Origin of the sequence: Bacillus cereus group sp. BfR-BA-01381 (assembly GCF_022663555.1) — a bacterium.
Taxonomy (GTDB): Bacteria; Bacillota; Bacilli; order Bacillales; family Bacillaceae_G; genus Bacillus_A; species Bacillus_A pacificus.
On record NZ_JAKUFR010000016.1, the window covers coordinates 55761 to 76018 of the forward strand.

Sequence of the window (20258 nt, forward strand, 5' to 3'; positions counted from 1 at the left end):
GTTAAAATATGCTATAGAATTGAAACATATAAAACGAAGGTGGCTAGGTGCTTTGTCTGGAGGATCTGACCAAGTAAAGAATATGATATATATTAATGGTAATCGTCGGGGTCATTGTTTTATTACATCAGGAATTACGTTTAAAGAGTTTGCAAGTAACATCCCTTCACCGCTTCATCAAGTGTTGCTTTTGAAGCATAACTTTGAATGGACAGATTTTCATTATCATACTTTATTTGAATATGTTGAGGAAGAAAATATACATAAGTTAATTCAAGCAGAGATTGATGAATTTGATGAATTTTGTTGGGTAGATTTTGATGATGCAAGCGATTTAGATGAACTAGAGCCAAAAGAAATTGCAGAGCTTTTATATTTGGCTCACAAAAAAGAACCACTTGCAAGAACGTTCTTTCCGTTATTGAAAAATAGATTTGTTTATTTTTCACATGATGACGGATGGTACAACAAAGTGTATTATCGTAGAATTGCTGATTTTGTAGGAATGTTAAGTAAAGTCATTCCTTATAAACTCGGTGCTTTCGGTAAGAAACGTTTTTCTTTCTTCCAAAAATCAAAAATTTTCCCAGCAATTTCAAAAGAAGTGATTATGGGGCTTATTCCATTAATGGAAGATGGTCTTTATATTGATCTGGCAGGAAAAATTGAGTCAAGAAGAGGTCTTGAAATTCCGGTATATGTAGTGGGTTCGTATGAAAGTACGGATGAAGTACTAGATAATATCGATGAATTGAAAGAAGAAGCAACAGAGACTGGTTGGCTTATTTTTGATAAGAAAGACCAAGAGTGGCAATGGGTTGTAGACTAAGAAAACTTGGCGCATGCAGTCAAGTTTTCTTGTCTTTTGAAAGGAGTACAAATGAAGAAGTATTATACAATTGTGGGTATTGTAAGTATTATTCTTGTGGCAATTTTACTTATCACTTGTCCAAAAGAATCAGATTTTAAATTGTATCTAGAAGATAAGTATGCATTGAAATGTGATGAGAGTAGTTTTGAATGCACACAAAATGTAGATGGTAAAAAAGAAAAACTAAAATTTGAAAGTACAGATGCACGAAATGGTGTATTCTTTATGACTGTAAAGCAAACATTTAAAACAGAAGCTGGTGTTACGAAAGAATATAGCGGAGTAGGAATGTTTGGTACATTTCTTTTTGTTTCAGAGAAGACTTTCTAGTAATAGAAGGTCTTTTTCTTATGCTTATGTTCATATAGATGAAGTAAGACAAGCATAGGAGGGGTATTGATGAAGAACACATGTATTGTTTGCGGCGGTGAGGAGTTTTTCTCTTCTACATTATACGCACGTACGAAACAAGATTGGGCATATGCACCAAATATGTATCGATTTGAAAAGGTGTTTATTGAGCATCGGGATGAAGAAAATTATCCAGTGTTTCAAGAAATTACAGCGAAACATTGTTGTGGATGCGGTCATATTATGTTGTATCACGAATGAACACACCAAGTATAACTTGGTGTGTTTTTTTAAAACGCTGACAAAGCAAGCGGATAAAGTAAAGTAAATAAAACAGAAAAACTACCAAAACCAATTGCGGTATATCCAAGTGTTCTTGCTCCAAAATTGACAGCTAATAAGCCGACTAAAATCGCAAGAGAACCGAGTGTAACTGGATAAAATGCAATGGAGAAAAGCGAAAGAAATAAAGCGACATAGCCTATCATTGCACCGGTATTTGTACCTTCTATTTCATTTGCAATTTCTTTACGCTTATGTCTAATTGGTATGCCAGCTGGTGATATTTCAGCTGCATACTCTTCGTTTTTTTCACCACTTTTAAAATGATGATTTCTCTTTCTTCGCATGTACATCCCTCTCTTTCAATTGGGTGTATCTATAGTATCTTTCAAAATGAGAAGAGCATGAGTATGAGTTAAACCCAAGTAAAGCAAAAATTGGAGAATAAAGATTCCTTCATTAGCATGTACATCTCCTTATGAAGATAAAACAGGGATTTTGGAAAATGATGTAGAATGAAATGAGTGACAAAACGTGAAGGTAGGGGATTGCATGACAAAATTTAATTGGCATGAGTCAGCAGAGAAAAAATGGGATAGTAGTGCAGAATTTTGGAACCAAAATAGTCAGGAGATGTGGGATAGTGGGAGTAGGAGTACGATTATTCCATTTTTTGAACAATACGTGAAGAAAGAAGCCAAAGTGCTTGACGTTGGTTGTGGTGATGGATACGGTACATATAAATTAAGTCGCGCGGGCTATAAAGCAGTTGGAGTAGATTTATCAGAAGTGATGATTCAAAAAGGGAAGGAGCGCGGAGAGGGACCGGATTTATCCTTTATAAAAGGAGATCTTTCTTCCTTACCGTTCGAAAATGAACAATTTGAAGCAATTATGGCAATTAATTCTTTAGAATGGACGGAAGAGCCATTACAAGCATTAAATGAGATAAAGCGTGTTTTAAAAAGCGATGGGTATGCATGTATTGCAATTTTAGGACCGACAGCAAAGCCACGAGAGAACAGTTATCCTCGTTTATATGGCAAGGATGTTGTTTGTAATACGATGATGCCTTGGGAATTTGAACAGTTAGCGCAAGAACAAGGTTTTGAAGTTGTAGATGGTATCGGTGTATATAAGCGCGGAGTAAATGAGCAGATGTTAGGTCAACTACCTACAGAATTACAACAATCGTTAACATTCTTATGGGTATTTATGTTAAAAAACGTATAAAGAAATGAAAGAATTTTTAGGAGGTAAATAAGTGCAGAAAATACAAAAAACTGATACAATATCATCAGAACCAATTAAAGGGGGACTAGGGTATATGACAACTACTACAACAGTTAAATCCGACATTGAAATCGCACAAGAAGCGAGTATGAAGAAGATTCAAGAAATTGCAGCTGATTTAAATATTTTAGAAGATGAATTAGAGCCATACGGGCATTATAAAGGTAAGTTATCTCTTGATATTTTTAAGCGCTTACAGAATGAGAAAGACGGTAAAGTTGTTTTAGTAACAGCGATTAACCCAACTCCAGCTGGAGAAGGTAAATCAACAGTAACAGTTGGTTTAGGTCAAGCTTTTAATAAAATTGGTAAGAAAACAGTAATTGCACTTCGCGAACCATCTCTTGGGCCAACGATGGGACTAAAAGGCGGAGCAGCAGGTGGTGGTTTTTCACAGGTTGTACCTATGGAAGACATTAACCTTCACTTTACTGGAGATATCCATGCGATCACAACTGCTAATAACGCGTTAGCGGCGTTTATTGATAATCATATCCAACAAGGAAATACACTTGGAATTGATACGCGTAAAATCGTTTGGAAACGCTGTGTTGACTTGAATGATCGTGCCCTACGTAACGTAGTAATTGGTCTTGGTGGACCCGTTCAAGGTGTACCACGTGAAGATGGTTTTGATATTACAGTAGCATCTGAAATTATGGCCGTATTCTGCCTTGCGACAGATATTCAAGATTTAAAAGCACGTCTATCACGCATCGTAGTTGCTTATAATTTTGCAAATCAACCTGTAACGGTTAAAGATTTAGGTGTAGAAGGTGCGTTAACATTATTATTAAAAGACGCATTAAAACCAAACTTAGTACAAACGCTAGAAAATACACCAGCTATCATTCACGGCGGACCATTTGCGAATATCGCGCACGGTTGTAACAGTGTTATCGCTACAACAATGGCAGCAAAATTAGGTGATTATGTTATTACAGAAGCTGGATTTGGTGCTGATTTAGGTGCAGAGAAGTTTTTAGATATTAAAGCTCGTGCAGCTGGTATTAAACCAGAAGCAGTTGTTATTGTTGCGACGATTCGTGCGCTTAAAATGCATGGCGGCGTAGCAAAAGATCAATTAAAAGAAGAAAATGTAGACGCATTAGCAAAAGGTATGGAAAACTTACAGAAGCATGTTGAAACAATTCAAAGCTTCGGTGTGCCTTTCGTAATTGCAATTAATAAATTTATTACAGATACAGATGCAGAAGTTGCTTACTTACAAGAATGGTGTAATGAGCGTGGCTATGCAGTATCCTTAACGGAAGTTTGGGAGAAAGGTGGCCAAGGTGGAGTTGACCTTGCTGAAAAAGTGTTAAAAGAAATTGAAAAAGGCGAAAACAACTACGCACCACTTTATGAGTTAGAATTACCATTAGAAGAAAAAATTCGTACAATTGCTCAAAAAGTGTACGGTGCAAAAGATATTGAATTTGCTCCAAAAGCGCGTAAGCAATTAGCTCAATATGAAGGAGAAGGCTGGAGTAACCTACCAGTTTGTATGGCGAAAACACAATACTCTCTTTCTGACGATGCAACAAAATTAGGTCGTCCATCTGACTTTATCGTTACAATTCGTGAGCTAAAACCATCTATTGGTGCAGGCTTTATCGTTGCGTTAACAGGAACAATGTTAACAATGCCAGGCCTTCCGAAACAACCAGCAGCACTACAAATGGATGTAAATGAAGATGGAAAAGCAGTAGGTTTATTCTAAAAGGTTGTAATTCATCTCGTTTATCTGTAAACTATATATACATCAAGTGGCGCCTTTCCATCGAAAGGCGCCTGTTTTTTGGAGGAAATTATGTTTGATCCAACTGCTTTTGATAATTTAAAAGTAATCGTAGAAGGCGCTGTTTATGATTTTGATTTACATGGAGATATTCTTGTAACAGATCGAAAAGATATGATGGACCTTGCTTCATTAAGTCGTATATATCATATCTCATTTCAATTAACAGAACCATTCGAACCGTTAGTAGAAGCAACATTTTCGCTATCTGTAGATGCAAAGAACTTGTCTGGTGAAATACTAGAAGTGCCTCAGTTTACACCAGGTTGTGAAATGAAGCTAGCATTTTCATTCCCGTTAGAACAACCAGAAGTAAAATGCGAAGAAATTGAAACATTAATGCGTTCTATATGGGGAAAAGAAAGAATGATTATGCAGAAAGTTTCATACGAATATAATAAGCAAGCGATTTCATATCATAATAAGGTAGAGGTTCTATTTCAAAAAGCGATTACAGAAGACCATGTTGATGATTTAATAGCTGTTATTTCACACATGATAGAAACGGTGCGAACAATACAACATTTTCTTCAAAAATAGAGATAAAGGAGAAAAACAAATGATAAAAGATATGCAACCATTTTTACAACAAGCTTGGGAGAAGGCTGGTTTTAAAGAGTTAACTGAAATTCAAAAACAAGCGATTCCAACTATTTTAGAAGGACAAGACGTTATAGCTGAATCTCCAACTGGAACAGGAAAAACATTAGCGTACTTATTACCCCTTTTACATAAAATTAATCCTGAAGTAAAACAGCCACAAGTTGTTGTTTTAGCACCAACACGTGAACTTGTCATGCAAATTCATGAAGAGGTTCAAAAGTTTACAGCAGGAACTGAAATTTCAGGTGCATCTTTAATTGGTGGTGCCGATATTAAGCGCCAAGTTGAAAAATTAAAGAAACACCCAAGAGTAATTGTCGGTTCACCAGGCCGTATTTTAGAATTAATTCGTATGAAAAAGCTAAAAATGCATGAAGTAAAAACAATTGTATTTGATGAGTTTGATCAAATTGTAAAACAAAAGATGATGGGTGCTGTACAAGATGTAATTAAATCTACGATGCGCGATCGTCAATTAGTATTCTTCTCGGCGACAATGACAAAAGCGGCAGAAGATGCGGCACGTGATTTAGCAGTGGAACCACAATTAGTACGTGTAACACGTGCAGAATCAAAAAGCTTAGTTGAGCATACGTATATCATTTGTGAGCGACGCGAAAAAAATGATTACGTAAGAAGAATTATGCATATGGGCGATGTAAAAGCAGTTGCGTTCTTAAACGATCCATTCCGTTTAGATGAAATTACTGAGAAATTGAAATTCCGTAAAATGAAAGCAGCGGCTCTTCATGCAGAAGCAAGTAAGCAAGAACGTGAAGCAACGATGCGTGCATTCCGCGGCGGGAAATTAGAAATTCTACTTGCTACTGATATTGCAGCACGTGGAATCGATATTGACGACTTAACACATGTAATTCACTTAGAATTACCAGACACAGTAGACCAATACATTCACCGCTCAGGACGTACTGGACGTATGGGTAAAGAAGGAACTGTTGTATCTCTTGTAACACCGCAAGAAGAGCGTAAATTACTACAATTTGCGAAAAAACTAGGTATCGTATTTACGAAGCAAGAAATGTTCAAAGGATCATTTGTAGAAACGAAACCGAAAGCACCAAAGAAAAAGAAACCATCATTTACTGGGAAGAAAAAGCCTAGATAAATGATGGGGAAGGCGTAACTATTTGTAGTTACGTCTTTTTTGTTTGTAATCAAGTGATAATGGGAATTGTATTAGTGCTTTTTTATATGCTTCTACTGGGGGTATCGAAAAAAGGTAGTTTATTTATTTGGTTTATACGAGGAAATAATATAAAAAAAGTCGAATATTAAACTGATACGAAATAATAAAAAGAAGGTACACATATGGATAGGAAATTAGGGATGTTTTTAAATACGAAACATATTGAAGTAAACGAAGGAATAAAGAAGGCGAGAGAATGGGGGTTAGAATATATTCAATTATATGCTATGAATTCGACTTTCAACTTAGTTAACATTTCAAAGGTACAATGGAACACCTTAAAAGAAAACTTAGCTTTTAATGAGATTCAAGTCCCGTCATTGGCAATTAGCTTCGGAGAAAATGGAATAATAGGAACTGAAGCTGAATGTGCAATAGAGAGTTTTAAATATATTACTCATAAAGGTTTAAGGTTAGGAGCTAACATAGTAACAGCCCATATTGGGAAAATCCCAGATGATGAAAATAGTGAGTACTATGATAAAATGATACGTGTTTGTAATGAAATAGGGGAATTAGCATTCAGATTTGGAGGATTCTTTGCTATTGAGACGGGATCTGAAAAAGCAATAGTATTAAAACGATTTTTAGAAACTGCAAACTCGAAAGGACTAGCTGTTAACTTTGACCCAGCAAATTTAATAAGTGATGTAAATGAAAATCCGGAAGAAGGTTTATTACTATTAAAAGATTATATAGTACAAACTCATATTAAAGATTGTAAAGAAGTGAAAAGTGATAGTTTAAGTAAGTATATAGAAGTAGCAGTAGGAAATGGTGAAGTGGATTTCGATATATTCTTCAAAGTATTAGATGAAATTGGATTCAATGGATATAACATGATCGAAAGAAATGATTATTTTGACGAACTAGATGGGATGAGTCAGTCGATAAATTTTGCAAAGAAGTACATACCAACTCAAAAGGAATAATGATAGTACCTGTAGAAACTTACATAGAATATAAACAACATTAGGGGGAAATGCAATGATTCATAAAGTTGGACAAATTATGTTATATGTAAATAATCAAGATGAGTCAGTCAATTTTTGGACGGAAAAGGTAGGGTTTCATGTAGTTGCAGAGGAAGATAACAAACAAGGAATGAGATGGATAGAAATCGCTCCGAAAAGTGGGGCAGAAACAAGCATTATATTACATAATAAAGAAGTGATTTCTAAGATGAGCCCAGAATTAAATCTTGGTACACCGTCACTAATGTTCTTCTCAGAAAGTCTGGATCAATTATATACAGATTTAAAAAATAAAAATGTTACTGTTGGTGAAATGGTAACTATGCCTTCTGGTAAAGTATTTAACTTTGCTGATAGTGAAGGGAATTTTTTTGCGGTTATGGAAAAGAACCGATAATAATATTGCTATGTGAAAATCCCCCTCAAACATATTGAGGGGGATTAAATCTTTGAAATGAATTTTTCATGTGAGAGTTGTTTAATAAAAAATGCACCTTTTTCAATAGCAGTTTCCATATAACCGACCATTTGATTAAACGTAAATACCTGTAAGTCTTCATGCAAATTTTGCTCTGGATACAACATATCTTCAAAAAGATACTTTCGAAAAGCCAAAACATTTTCTTTAGAAACCTCTTCAATATCCACAATGTGAGCCTCTTGATTGAGAAGAGAGAAGAGCTGTTGTTCTTTATCGTAATGATGAAGCAACTTTGCATTTAACAATTTAAAATCGTTATAGTACATAGGTGCAATCGTTTCGTCATTTTCTATTCTATTTTTTAGCCAAGGTAGAAAAAAGCCGCTTAGCCAATTGTCATCGGCAATGAGATGGGTGTAATAGCCTAAAAGAAAAGGGGAATCCATATGGGCTCTATATTTTTGAAAAAAAGAATTGAAATCTATCCTTCTCGTATAGTTTTTCGTCGTGCCAGCGTAAAAATGTGAAGTTCCTTTTTCTTCTGCTGAATGAACTGCATCAGGAGCTACACCTCCAAGTATGAAAGAAGTTTTATCTTGAATACATAGTTTTTCGGCAATACCGTTTGCGATAATAGCATGCATAATTCGTGATCCCATGAATGACACCTCGGTTTCAAGTATTCATTTCAGGAGGATGACTGAACAGTTAGTATTACTTTCCCTGTACTTTTTCTACTTTCGACCCATTCATGTGCTTTCCCTGCATCTTGGAGTGGAAAAGATTTCATAGCCGTTATTTGCAAACGCCCGTCACGCAAATAACGGAATACTTCATTTGCAGTTGCTTGGAGTAGTTCAGGACGTTTTTTTCGTGTAGTTCCAAAGCTAAAACCGAGTATAGAACGGCAACTTGCATGTAAATCTTTCGTTTGGAAATTGCCAATTTCACCACTAGCATTACCGAAATGAACGAGGCGACCGTAATAAGCAAGACATTTTAAACTTCTTTCCGAAACAGTTCCAGAAATAGAATCTAAAATTACATCAACCCCTTCACCGTTTGTCAGCTCATTGACTTTCTCTACAAAATCTTCATTCTGATGACAAATTACATAATCAGCTCCAGCATATAAAGGAATTTCTTTTTTTGCTTCACTTCCGACAGTACCGATAACTGTTCCAGCCCCTAATAGTTTTGCAAGTTGAATAGCTGTAGTACCGATTCCACCAGCAGCCGCATGAGTGAGTACTGATTCGCCTTGTTGAAGCCTTGCAACATTTGCGAGTAAATTATAACCTGTAAAAGATACAATCGGACAAGCAGCTGCAGTTTGAAAGTCGACTTCATCAGGTAATACGAAAGTAAGATTTTCATTTGAAACAACGTATTCTGCATAAGATCCATTTTGAGGAAAAGCAATGACACGTTGTCCAGGGTTTATATTTTTTACATGAGAGCCGACACGTTCTACTATACCAGCGACATCTATCCCTGGAATAAAAGGTAGTGCTTTATTTCCTTTTTTGCCATAACGTGATTTAATGTCAGCGAAATTTACACTTGTAGCAACAACGCGAATTAAAACTTGATTTTCTGAAATAACCGGCATATCCACATCTGTATATTTCATCACTTCAGGACCACCGAACGACGTTACAATGATAGCTTTCATTATTTATCCCCCTAAATTTGACTATATAAATCATTTTAAATCGTCATTAGAAAATGGAAAATTATATAATTGTTATGCATGGTTATAAGTGAAGCTTATGAACGTATTGAATCATTATATTAATTTATATAAAAAAACTTTTGAAAAAAATCGAACGAAATATGGATTACTTGCCAATATAAAGTGTAAGACAAAGGAGGGATGGTACATGAAGGATGAAACAGTGTATACAGATTTAATCAAATTAACCTTATCAGGCAATAAAGAAGCGTATAGCGAATTGTATGATGTAACGATTCACGAAGTATATAAGACAGCACATTTTTTAATAGATGATAAAGCGGATGTAGATGATGTCGTTCAAGAAATATACATACAACTATATGAATCGCTTCGTAAGTATGATAGCGAGAAGCCATTTCGTCCTTGGCTAATTGGACTTGCGATTAAACAAATTCACTCTTGTAGAAGAAAGAGGTGGATGCGACTACGAATTATAAAAAAAGCAGAAGAGCAAAGAAAACCAGTACAAATTGATTTTTCTAACGATGTAATAAGTAAAATATCAAACCAAAAACTAATCGAACTTATTCATAAATTACCGTATAAATTGAAACAAGTTATTATCTTAAGATACTTACACGATTACTCTCAAGAAGAAGTAGCACAAATATTACATATTCCAATTGGTACTGTGAAATCTAGAATTCACGCAGCATTAAAAAAACTACGTCAAAAAGAGCAAGTAGAAGAAATCTTTTTAGGAGAGGTAGGGAATGTGAAATGAGTTTAGATTGTAGAGTTAGAGAATCTATACAAGAGGAAGCGAAGGGGATTGTTGCACCCCCGGAGTTAAAAGAAAAAGTAATCGTTCAAATAAAAATGAATCAAGGGGGGCGTAAGAGGAAGAAACGCCTTATCGCAGGAGTACTTGCAGCGGCTTTTTTAATCCCGACGACCGGTTTTGCGTATCAATCTATTATGGCAGATGGTATATACGGATCTTTTGAAAACTTAAAAAAACATGCTGGAACGATGACATTAGAGGCGTACATGCGTTTTAGTGCAAAGCTATCAGAAGCGAAAGATGAAATGGGTACAAAAGAATATGAAGTGTTTACAAAAGAACTAAAGAAATTAACCAATGCAAAGCTTGCGTACGGAGATTCGAACGGTAATATTGATTATGATGCATTATCACCAGCAAATAGAGAAGAAATGAAAAAGGTAAGTATGGGCCTTCAACCATACTTTGATAAATTAAATGGTCATAAATCAAGTAGAGAAGTATTAACGCAAGAAGAGTTTGATCGCTATATGGAAGCTTTAATGACACATGAAATAGTACGAGTGAAGACAAAATCAACCGGTGCAATAAAACTAGAAGAAGTACCTGAGGCATATAAAGAAAGATTTATGAAAGCAGAGCAGTTTATGAAGTATGTAGATGAAAAGGTGAGATAGATGAAATGGGAGAACCTGTAAAAACACAGATTCTCCTTGTTTAGTTAAGAAATATAATAATCGCATGTATTTTTTAAAAATAAGATATATCTGGATCGGCTGTATGACTTTGCTGTGGGAATAATAATCTTTCAAAGTAGGGTGATGATTGTCCTTGTAGTCGTAGTTGTTTTTCAATTTCAACTGCAAAACGGCGAGCATCTTCTGCAGTGCGCTTCCCGGTAACAATATCATACATTAAGTTTAAAGCCATAAAGTTAGCAGCTTCTAGGTCACATTTAGCAGTTGCTTCACCAGCAGTACGATCTAAATATAAACTACCATCAAATTTCGTTAATTCATCTAAAAATTGTATAGGTGCTTTAAAATCAATCGTTTGTGCTAAATAGTCAAGATGAGGTGTTGGAAAGTTATGAGGAACTGGATCGAGGTAAACCACGGTGCGCTTCCATGGTCCATTATTGTGCCAAATTATCATTCTAGTACTGGCGTCACTTGGTAAACCATATTTATTAATTAAAGCGTAAACTGTTTTTTTCTGATCTCCACTCCAATTATTTAAAATTTGATCTAAAAAAGGGTGGACTCCAGTTTGTTGCCGATAATGGTCATTAAATCCATAAGTCATTACAATCCCCTCCTACATATACAGTAAGTAAAGCACTCCATTTTTATTATATGATAAGTGTTTGTATTTAAAAGTAACTAAGAGTTTTTTTGTTATTTCATGAATGTAGCAGCGAGAAACAAGGGAGCACAGAATCATCCTTCATTTTTTCTATTCACAGGATCCTTTTGTATAAAACAATCTAAAAGGGAATAACCAGCTATTAAACTAATTATCGTAACAAAAGTTGTATTGATAAGAATAATATTAGTTATATAAGGTAGGTATGCACCAACTGGTGAAAAGAGTAGAGCTGGAGAAAAGGAAATGAATAGTGTAGGCACAGTAATGGCGATAAATTTATCCGGTTGAAAGCGCCAGTTTTGTTTACTTGTTTCACGATTAATGGATTGAAGGAATCGTAATAAAATGCCGACTATAAGAGGGAAGAGTGTAAAGTAGAATAATCTTGGATAAACGTTAAAGTTTACTTGTGCATCTGTATCTAAATAAAATTGAATTTTCACTCCGACAAATAATAATAAGACGATAAATAATGTAAAGCAGAGGTATAGCATCACTTTTTGCATTATATTCCACCATCCTTTACTCAAAATATATTCAAAAAAAGAAGAGATATACAATAACTACTGTTGTATATCTCTTCTTTTACGGTTATTTAATAGTGGCGTTTGCTTTTTCTTGCTTCGTGAAATAATCTATAATGCCCATCGCACTAATTTCTATATCTAGATGTAAAATGTTATAAACGGAATGATCTGATGGAACGTTTAACTTTGTAAGGTGAGAAGAGACCTTATCCATTAATACAGTTTGCAAAGCTTTAGTAGCCTCATCGAAATCATTATATTTTTCAAAGACCTCTTTACCAGTATGAACGAAAATAGGTAACCAATGTTCTAGTTGGTTATATACTTCTGTAACATTGGATGATGCACCGTAATGGCCGAAATAAATTGTATCTACATTCATACTTTGAATGTGATTTTTAGAAGCAATCATCGCATCTGGCTGGAATTGTGAAGGGGATGTTGATGGTAGATATAGTTCCACACCAAGGTCTGCAAGTTCTCTATAATAAATTCCAATTGTATCACCAGTAAAAATGCCATTTGTTAATGAATCGTGAATGCTAATATGGTGCTTCGCATGTCCCGGTGTATCATAAAATGTAAGGGTGCGGTCTTCTGCAATTTGTAACGTATCACCATGTTGTACAATACGAACACGTTCTTCTTCAATTGGAAGAATTGGATCGAAAAGTTTATCGAAATCTTCTTTGTACACAGCTTGTGCGCCTAAAATAAGTTTTGTTGGATCAATCATATGACGAGCACCGCGAGAATGTACATATAAAGTAGCATTTGGGCACTTTTCCATCATTAAACCAGCAGCACCGGCGTGATCTAAATGAACATGTGTAACGATAATGTTTTTAACTTCGATTAAATCAATATGTAATTGTTGTAAGCCGTCTAAAATATACGGAAGAGAAGGGGCTGCACAAGTTTCAATTAAAGTAATATCATCACCTAATAAAACGTATGTACCAGTTCGTTCATTATGTTGTAAATCAAAATCATCAATCAGATATAGGTGAGAAGATAATTGCTCTACTTTTTTCATCTTTACCACTCCTTATATACGGTATGTAACTATTATACGCTAAAAATACAAAAAGGCAGAAAACGAAAGCTCCGTCTTCTGCCTTTTTGTAATACTATTATTTCGTTTGTTGTTTATTAATAGACATAACGAACAATCCGACAATACCGCCAACTAATGGAAGCATAATCTCTCCTGCTAAATTAAAGTAAGAGCTTAAAAATAAACCATTTACATCGATTACCCAACCAATAACATACAATAGCATCATATATAGTACGAAATAAAACTCGCGATTTGAAATCGTTTCATGTTGTGCAGTTTTCATATTGAACACCATCCTTTTCTATAATAATAGAATATAAACTGTCACATTTTGTTCACAATTTAATTGTAAAACTTTCCATCATAAAAGTCTAGTAATTTGTGTCGAATTTTCGAACGGAAATAAAGCGTTTACAATCGTGGGGAGAAAATACGTAATAAGAGCTGTAAATTCACGAATGTAGTATAGTATAAACATAGAATGATAGTGAAGAGAGGGGCAAAGATAATGACAGTTTATGATTTTTCAGCTAAAACGATAACAGGTGAAGAAAAATCGTTAAAAGATTACGAGGGAAAAGTACTCCTTATTGTAAATGTAGCTAGTAAATGCGGGTTTACACCGCAATATAAAGGATTACAAGAAGTGTATGATAAATATAAAGAACAAGGGCTAGAAATACTCGGTTTCCCATGTAACCAATTCGGAGGACAAGAACCAGGTACAGAAGCAGATATTACAAGCTTTTGTGAATTAAACTACGGTGTAAACTTCCCAATGTTTGCAAAAATTGATGTAAAAGGTGATAAGGCTCATCCTCTGTATACATACATGACAGAACAAGCACCAGGTTTACTCGGTATGAAAGCAGTAAAATGGAACTTTACAAAATTTTTAATTGGAAAAGACGGAAAAGTAGTAGGGCGTTTTGCACCGCAAACGAAGCCGGTTGATTTAGAGGTTGAGATTGAGAAGGTACTTGGGGAATAACTAGGAGTTTCACTTTATTAAAAAATTCCTCAAAGAACTATTTTGTTCTTTGAGGAATTTTTTTACATTCACATTGTCAATATTAAATCGCTGAATGGAAGTCATTTGATTTAGGCGGAGAAGCAGCTTTTTTCATAAGCACTTCCCATAAGTGTACGGATTTTTCCCATTCTGTTGCGGCTTGTCCTTTTTGATATATAGCACTCTCATAATTGAAAGTAAGTTGTTGCATATCATTCGAGTTGTAAAGTGTATCGATATGGAGAGCATACTCTCGGAATGTTTGACTCTCTCCTCGTTGTATACCAATTCTTGCAAATTGTTTTAGAAGTGCATTGTAAGCTTTTGTAAAAACAGCATCATCTTTTCGATATTTATAGAGATGAATGATGAAAAATGTAATCCATTTCATTCTAGTAGCGAAGAGAGTGTAGCCGATAATACTAATTGGTATTGTAGAAAGGAATACGTACCACCAAGAAAATTTATTTTTAGCATTTGTAATTTTTTTAGTAGGAGTTTCTTCAGTATCTTCTATTAAATTTTTAAGCTTTGCTTCATTGTTTCTTTCGTGCATTTGCGCGTTTTGAGAATTAGTTTCTTCGCTATTTTGTAAAGTAGGAGCAGGAGTATTATTTATAAAATTATAGGGATTCGTAAATCCTTTTGTCGGTTCGAATGGAATCCATCCGTATCCAGGGAAATATACTTCGACCCAAGAGTGTGCGTTATCGTTCGCAATTTTATAAACATCCTCACCTTCAGCACCCACCAGCGTATTATCAAGAGTTCCTTCTGTATAACCTTTGACCCAGCGAGCGGGAATACCAGCAGAACGAAGTAACACGATCATAGATGTCGAGAAATTATTACAGTAGCCGCTTTTTGTATCGAAAAGAAATTGATCTACATAATCTTGGTTTTGGGCAGGGAATGAGACATTCGTTGTTTCATATACAAAAGAATGGTCGGTGAAATAGTTTTCAATAGCTAATACTTTATCGTATCGGGTGTCTTTATCCTTTGTTAGACTACTAGCTAAGTCTTTTACTCGCTGCGGTAATGCTTCTGGAAGTTGCGTGTACTTTGTTATGAAATAAGGATTTGTTTCCTGACCTTCATTCGTTTTTACAGCTTTTAAGTTTTCTATGGAAAACTCCGGGACCTCATATGTTACTTTATATGAATGTAAAGTAGTAGAAGAATCTCCATCCATCGTATAGATTTTTTCAGAAAATGGGTCAACGCTGTATGATATATCAGAAGAAGCCTCAACTGATATTAACCCTGCTGGATAGGTAAGGTGAGGATAACTTTTTTGCATGGTGATTGTTGCCTTAGTTGTCTCCGTTTTTGTATTTTGTTCGTACCAGCTCACGACGTCGTTATTATTTTTAAAAGTAACCTTTTTTTGCTTTTCAGAAACTTTCCAGCCTTTTCCTGTATAAAAATCTTTCGTTTCTACTCTCCAATATTGTTTGTTTTGCGTTGCTGCTGTAAAAACAATTGTAGGATCTGCTTTAAAAGGACCACCTAATCGTGAGTCATTTAAACCATACCCAATTTTAGAAACTTCTTGCTGTTTATTTGCTTCGGATGTGTTGAATTGTAAAAAATCCATTGGGTTTGGCCATTGAGGGCCAAATTTTGGAGCGAAGTATGCGATGGTTGCTGTCAATACAATAAATATTGTAAGAGGTCTAAGTAATTTTGAGATTTCTCTAGCATAATTTTGTAACTGTTCCATTTCTTTTATTCGTTCTGTGCGGATAAGACTAAGCATAAAAAAGCCGATGACAACAGTACGAACAATAGCGTAATTTGCATTGTATACATGTAAGTTATGAAAAACGGTGATATAAATAATAGTCAATATAAGAAATAACAACCCACGTTTTTTATGAATCATCCAAAAAGAGATGAAAGCACTCAAAAACCAAAATGATAAAAAAAATAAAAGTGTTGGAAAAACTGGAGAAATATCTAGCAAATTCCCTTGAAATAACAGAGAGGAATTTTGAGAAATATCATTTAAAAATTTTGTTAACCAAGATGGATTTATAAAAGCATTTTTATAGTATAGGAAATGAATGATGAATAAAATCGTGAAGACTTTTATTGGAATCTGCCACTTTGTTTGAAAAAAAGAGAGAGTGAAGCAAATCCCTATAAATATTACAAAAATATCTAATCTACCTACGTTTGTAATACCTATAAGGGGTCTTAACCATTCTAGTAAAAGTAGAAATGCGCATGCATGCATGAAAAATCTAGTCATATCCCATTGTTTTTTTGTCTGTAATGTTATCATTTGCTCACCTCAAAAAACACGTTTGTATACTGGTTTCCATAAACCGCATTTACAAATATTTTTCGTTTTTGTAGAGTATCTAGAATACTAAGTTCTCGATGTGATAGTTGATTTGCTGTTTCTTTTACGACAAACACCATTAATTTTCTATTTTTTATAGTAGCATAGTCAGCTGCCCTTTGAATATCGGGAGAAAGATCGCTTGTCACGAGTATAATCGTTACGGGGTCATAAACTTTTCTTAATTCCATTTCTACACTTCGGGAGAGCGGGAATACACTGTCCGCTTGTACTTTCGCTAAATGACAAAAGATTTGATGCAACTGACTATCTCCATTGTCTAAAGGGAAAAAAGTTCGTTCTTTTCCGACAGATACGAATGACGCCGGTGAATTTTGGTTCAAAACAGATCTGACAATAGAGGCAGTAAATGTGACGACTGATTCGAATAGAGGGGATGGGGTTCTGTCCATGAATATCATAATATTATGGCTGCGCTGTGGTTCAAACTCTTTCGTCATAATGTTGTTTGTTCGTGCAGTTGCTTTCCAATCAATCCATGAAAAGCGGTCACCAGGTTTATAGTCTCTCACACCGACAGAAATGGTAGAGTCTTTTACTAAATTTATATTTGCTGAAAGTGCTCCTTGTTCGAAATGATTTTCCATTTGTCGATATGTTATATCTACATACTGAGGGTAGACTAAAAATGTATCTGGAACTGAAAAAATTACTTCTTTCTCCATCATACCGAATAGATCGCCAGTTTTGACACGTACGCTTGAAAAAGTATGCTCTCCTCTAGGGATTGTGTCAATGGCATATTGAAACGAAATATTTCGTTTCAATCCTGGAAAGAGTATTACTTTATTCATCTTCGTTTGTTTACACTTTGTAAATTGTGATGGTAATTCATCTTCTATAATTAAATAAAGTAATGGAAAAGGAAATCTTCTTTTTATTGTAATGGTGCTTAAAAAAGGTTCTCCTGCTGTATATTCGTCTTGATTTGTTATTCGTTTTACTTCAGCGTTCCGCAAAGCATAGAAGGGGAGTAATAGTGAATAAAGGCCAATAGGAATCATACTGTAAAACAAAAACCAACTTACAAATCCTCCTTGAAGCATAGCGTATAAAAATGTTAAGACTAGGCATAACGGAATGAATGATAACTTAGTAAAATGATAGAGTACTCGTAGAATCCTTTTCATCAAAGGTTCATCTTCCTTTGGGTAGGCACGGTAGTTCGTGCAACGATTTTTGCGATAACTTGTTCTCCTGTTATTCCTTCAAATTTTGCTTCCATTTTTAAAATGAGTCTGTGAGCCAACACGTAAGGAGCTAAAAATTTAACATCGTCTGGAATAACATAATTTCTGCCATGGATAAATGCATAAGCTTGTGAAGCTTTCATTAAAGCAATCGAGCCACGCGGACTTGCGCCTAGTTGTATAGAAATATAAGACCGAGTTTGACTAACAAGCTTTACAATGTAATGCTTAATCGCTTTGTCCACGCTTATTTCCCGTACGCTTTGCTGTAAATAAAGTAATTCTTCTATTGTAGTAATAGCTTGTAAATGGGAGAGGGGGTTTGTTTTTTTCATCCGGTTTAAAATTTCAAATTCTTCTTCTTGTGTAGGATATCCCATTTTTAGTTTCAACAAGAAACGATCGAGCTGTGCTTCTGGTAAAGGATATGTTCCCTCATATTCGACAGGATTTTGTGTAGCCATTACAAAGAATGGCTTGGGTAACGGTCTTGTCATACCATCAATTGTAATATTGCCTTCTTCCATACTTTCAAGTAAGGCGGATTGTGTTTTGGGAGATGTACGATTAATTTCATCAGCAAGTATAAAATTCCCCATGATTGGTCCAGGCTTGAACTCAAATTGGAGCTCTTTCGGATTGTAAATAGAAACACCTGTTACATCTGATGGAAGTAAATCAGGTGTAAATTGAATACGTTTGTAATCAGCATCAATAGATTTAGAAAGAGCACGTACTAACATCGTTTTCCCAACGCCAGGAACATCTTCTAATAGTACATGACCTTCAGCTAAGAGAGCTGTTAAAGCTAATAGTGTTTCTTTTCGCTTTCCGACCATTAACTTTTCAATATTGTTAATTATTTTTTCTATAATGGGATGTAATGAATCAAGCTGGTGCATCGTAATCCTCCTAATGTGTTATTATCGTTTTCTAATCTATTTAGCGGAAAATAGAATGTATCCATCTAATTGAGGGCAGTAAAGATTTCATCTTTAATTCTGAGAATATTCAGATTATTTATTCTGATTACATCTAGTATAATTGTTTCCGTAACTTAGGGCAATATGGTAAATAATGATTTGTAGTTTAATGTGAAAAGAGAAGCGGATAGGAAATGTAGTTATTTGGATTGAGAGGGTGATGAAGCGTGAATAAAAGTAGGACATGCGCATTGCTACTCATGTCCTGCTTTTATTTATGCCTTTGTAATGGCACGCGGAAATAAAATATTATTTTCTTTCATGAATTGCATCAATAAGTGGCTTATTACCGCCACAACAAAAATCTATTCTATACGATTAAAAAAAATCACTAGCTTTCGGGAACTGTGTAACAATCTCACCAACAATTGAAGTTTCAGTAAATGTATGTTCCATATGAATGCCTCTATAAAGTTTAAATGTAATATCTAAATTAAGAATAGCGATAAATGAAAAACAACGTGGTGATTGAAATCACTTATTATTTGTCTGATTTGAGAATAATAGGATTATTTTTCAACAGAGGACATTATAGAAAAGATGGCGAAGAATTTTGGGATAGGAAGTATATCTTTTATAGGAGGTTTTTATGGAATATGTTTATCATATGGTACCAGAAGAACTAAAAGGAGAATATTTAATCCCATTAAATAAATTGAAAAGTGTATATCCAAATTTATACGGTGAGTATATACAAAAATATAAAGATCATCCTCAAAGGGAGAACTTATTAACACGTAAAATACCAAAATTAGAATGTTTATGGAATGATGTTGTGCATTTTTTACCATTGCATCCTTATGAGATTTATAAAGTATCACTGGAAATAGGAATAAACCTTCACACAAATAAACTGTTTTATAAAGTTCCTATTAGCGCATTGAAGGGTCAGTGTATGGCAATATACAAGTACTCAAAGCATAATTGGGGTGGACCAAATAGAGAATTAAAAGAATGCGAAATAGAAATCATCAACTTTAATGAATATAGAGAATTAAAGCAATTAAATACCTGCACCAAAGAATATTACAGGGAGGAATATGAAAAGGGTAGAAGATTTGGGATGTTTCACTTAATTCCACATGTTCTTGTCAAAGGAAAAATAGAGATGAAAAATCTTGAAATAATAAATTGGAGTATTGCTCCAGTTAATGATTAATATTACAAGCATTTAAAAAATAAGATGCCAATTTGAATTGATATATGGCTTACAAGAATGGAAGAGTAATAACTATACGTAATAGTAAAAAAGAAGCTTACTAGAAGCTTCTTTTTTACTACTATTTTTCACATGCGACTCCATCGCCATCACGATCAAGATGTGAGGCATAACCTGGTTGTCCTTTATATAGAGGAGCTTTCCCAGCAGCTCTAACTGCGGCACAATTTTTGTAATATGCACTACTAGTATTTCCTGAAGCAGGTTGTGTTTGAGTTTGCTGTGCTTTTTGTTCTTCTTGTTGTTTACGAGCTTGCTCATCA

At 34.7% G+C, this 20258-nt stretch carries 24 protein-coding genes and 1 pseudogene; 13 read left to right on the top strand and 12 right to left on the bottom strand.

The window, feature by feature from the left end; genetic code table 11:
* The first annotated feature begins 52 nt into the window (after positions 1–52).
* From MR079_RS08240 to MR079_RS08250, 3 genes are all read left to right on the top strand, one after another.
* A complete protein-coding gene (locus MR079_RS08240; RefSeq protein WP_139867452.1) occupies positions 53–829 on the top strand; it encodes an oxalate:formate antiporter in 777 nt (258 codons plus the stop codon).
* A 51-nt stretch (positions 830–880) separates the two neighbouring features.
* Positions 881–1201 carry a hypothetical protein gene (locus MR079_RS08245; protein WP_000761181.1) on the top strand — a complete coding sequence of 107 codons (321 nt, stop codon included), beginning with the start codon at positions 881–883 and terminating at the stop codon, positions 1199–1201.
* 69 nt (positions 1202–1270) lie between these two features.
* Positions 1271–1483 carry a hypothetical protein gene (locus MR079_RS08250; RefSeq protein ID WP_000798747.1) on the top strand — a complete coding sequence of 71 codons (213 nt, stop codon included), beginning with the start codon at positions 1271–1273 and terminating at the stop codon, positions 1481–1483.
* A 29-nt stretch (positions 1484–1512) separates the two neighbouring features.
* On the opposite strand, the gene MR079_RS08255 is transcribed toward MR079_RS08250, so the two are convergent.
* Positions 1513–1851, bottom strand: a complete 339-nt coding sequence (locus MR079_RS08255; RefSeq protein WP_001253199.1) for a hypothetical protein — start codon at positions 1849–1851, stop codon at positions 1513–1515.
* A gap of 187 nt (positions 1852–2038) precedes the next feature.
* Here MR079_RS08255 and MR079_RS08260 point away from each other — a divergent pair, with 187 nt between their 5' ends.
* The 6 genes from MR079_RS08260 to MR079_RS08285 all read left to right on the top strand — a co-directional run bounded on the left by MR079_RS08260 (position 2039) and on the right by MR079_RS08285 (position 7779).
* Positions 2039–2737: a class I SAM-dependent methyltransferase gene (locus MR079_RS08260; protein ID WP_143881051.1), complete on the top strand. Its 699-nt coding sequence runs from the start codon at positions 2039–2041 to the stop codon at positions 2735–2737.
* Between the two features lie 94 nt (positions 2738–2831).
* Complete coding sequence (locus MR079_RS08265) at positions 2832–4520, top strand: formate--tetrahydrofolate ligase (protein ID WP_011040261.1); 1689 nt, start codon at positions 2832–2834, stop codon at positions 4518–4520.
* Between the two features lie 90 nt (positions 4521–4610).
* Complete coding sequence (locus tag MR079_RS08270) at positions 4611–5138, top strand: hypothetical protein (protein WP_000460219.1); 528 nt, start codon at positions 4611–4613, stop codon at positions 5136–5138.
* A gap of 19 nt (positions 5139–5157) precedes the next feature.
* The gene (locus MR079_RS08275; RefSeq protein WP_242293834.1) at positions 5158–6327 is read left to right on the top strand and encodes a DEAD/DEAH box helicase; all 1170 of its coding nucleotides are present in this window, start codon (positions 5158–5160) and stop codon (positions 6325–6327) included.
* A gap of 203 nt (positions 6328–6530) precedes the next feature.
* A complete protein-coding gene (locus MR079_RS08280) occupies positions 6531–7340 on the top strand; it encodes a sugar phosphate isomerase/epimerase family protein (protein ID WP_242293835.1) in 810 nt (269 codons plus the stop codon).
* 55 nt (positions 7341–7395) lie between these two features.
* Complete coding sequence (locus tag MR079_RS08285; RefSeq protein ID WP_242293836.1) at positions 7396–7779, top strand: VOC family protein; 384 nt, start codon at positions 7396–7398, stop codon at positions 7777–7779.
* A 44-nt stretch (positions 7780–7823) separates the two neighbouring features.
* On the opposite strand, the gene MR079_RS08290 is transcribed toward MR079_RS08285, so the two are convergent.
* Together MR079_RS08290 and MR079_RS08295 are read right to left on the bottom strand one after the other, a co-directional pair.
* Positions 7824–8462 (bottom strand): zinc dependent phospholipase C family protein, encoded by a 639-nt coding sequence (locus tag MR079_RS08290; protein WP_139867443.1) that lies wholly within the window; start codon positions 8460–8462, stop codon positions 7824–7826.
* Between the two features lie 29 nt (positions 8463–8491).
* A complete protein-coding gene (locus tag MR079_RS08295; RefSeq protein ID WP_242293837.1) occupies positions 8492–9478 on the bottom strand; it encodes a quinone oxidoreductase family protein in 987 nt (328 codons plus the stop codon).
* Positions 9479–9686: 208 nt separating this feature from the next.
* Here MR079_RS08295 and MR079_RS08300 point away from each other — a divergent pair, with 208 nt between their 5' ends.
* Positions 9687–10265 carry a sigma-70 family RNA polymerase sigma factor gene (locus MR079_RS08300; RefSeq protein WP_139867439.1) on the top strand — a complete coding sequence of 193 codons (579 nt, stop codon included), beginning with the start codon at positions 9687–9689 and terminating at the stop codon, positions 10263–10265.
* Positions 10262–10942 carry a DUF3600 domain-containing protein gene (locus tag MR079_RS08305; RefSeq protein WP_139867437.1) on the top strand — a complete coding sequence of 227 codons (681 nt, stop codon included), beginning with the start codon at positions 10262–10264 and terminating at the stop codon, positions 10940–10942. Before MR079_RS08300 ends, MR079_RS08305 begins: the two co-directional genes overlap by 4 nt.
* Before the next feature lie 73 nt (positions 10943–11015).
* Here MR079_RS08305 and MR079_RS08310 read toward each other — a convergent pair whose 3' ends face one another.
* From MR079_RS08310 to MR079_RS08325, 4 genes are all read right to left on the bottom strand, one after another.
* A complete protein-coding gene (locus MR079_RS08310; protein ID WP_242293838.1) occupies positions 11016–11570 on the bottom strand; it encodes a hypothetical protein in 555 nt (184 codons plus the stop codon).
* Between the two features lie 134 nt (positions 11571–11704).
* The gene (locus MR079_RS08315; RefSeq protein WP_242293839.1) at positions 11705–12139 is read right to left on the bottom strand and encodes a hypothetical protein; all 435 of its coding nucleotides are present in this window, start codon (positions 12137–12139) and stop codon (positions 11705–11707) included.
* 85 nt (positions 12140–12224) lie between these two features.
* The gene (locus MR079_RS08320; protein ID WP_242293840.1) at positions 12225–13196 is read right to left on the bottom strand and encodes an MBL fold metallo-hydrolase; all 972 of its coding nucleotides are present in this window, start codon (positions 13194–13196) and stop codon (positions 12225–12227) included.
* Between the two features lie 97 nt (positions 13197–13293).
* Positions 13294–13503: a DUF3925 family protein gene (locus MR079_RS08325; RefSeq protein WP_060630620.1), complete on the bottom strand. Its 210-nt coding sequence runs from the start codon at positions 13501–13503 to the stop codon at positions 13294–13296.
* Positions 13504–13728: 225 nt separating this feature from the next.
* Here MR079_RS08325 and bsaA point away from each other — a divergent pair, with 225 nt between their 5' ends.
* Positions 13729–14211 carry a glutathione peroxidase gene (gene bsaA, locus MR079_RS08330; protein WP_000219438.1) on the top strand — a complete coding sequence of 161 codons (483 nt, stop codon included), beginning with the start codon at positions 13729–13731 and terminating at the stop codon, positions 14209–14211.
* Between the two features lie 82 nt (positions 14212–14293).
* Here bsaA and MR079_RS08335 read toward each other — a convergent pair whose 3' ends face one another.
* The 4 genes and pseudogenes from MR079_RS08335 to MR079_RS08350 all read right to left on the bottom strand — a co-directional run.
* Positions 14294–16522, bottom strand: a complete 2229-nt coding sequence (locus tag MR079_RS08335; RefSeq protein WP_242293841.1) for a transglutaminase TgpA family protein — start codon at positions 16520–16522, stop codon at positions 14294–14296.
* A complete protein-coding gene (locus MR079_RS08340; protein WP_242293845.1) occupies positions 16519–17733 on the bottom strand; it encodes a DUF58 domain-containing protein in 1215 nt (404 codons plus the stop codon). Before MR079_RS08340 ends, MR079_RS08335 begins: the two co-directional genes overlap by 4 nt.
* Entirely contained in the window at positions 17733–18695 is a 963-nt protein-coding gene (locus MR079_RS08345) for an AAA family ATPase (RefSeq protein ID WP_242293842.1), read from the bottom strand. The genes MR079_RS08340 and MR079_RS08345 overlap by 1 nt, the downstream gene beginning before the upstream one ends.
* A 336-nt stretch (positions 18696–19031) precedes the next feature.
* Positions 19032–19172: pseudogene (locus tag MR079_RS08350) on the bottom strand (DUF542 domain-containing protein); the annotation flags it as partial.
* 193 nt (positions 19173–19365) lie between these two features.
* Between MR079_RS08350 and MR079_RS08355 the strand changes: the two are divergent.
* Complete coding sequence (locus MR079_RS08355; protein WP_242293843.1) at positions 19366–19935, top strand: group-specific protein; 570 nt, start codon at positions 19366–19368, stop codon at positions 19933–19935.
* A gap of 121 nt (positions 19936–20056) precedes the next feature.
* Here MR079_RS08355 and MR079_RS08360 read toward each other — a convergent pair.
* Positions 20057–20258, bottom strand: a 202-nt coding sequence (locus MR079_RS08360; RefSeq protein WP_242293844.1) for an excalibur calcium-binding domain-containing protein, incomplete at its 5' end; no start/stop codon positions are given.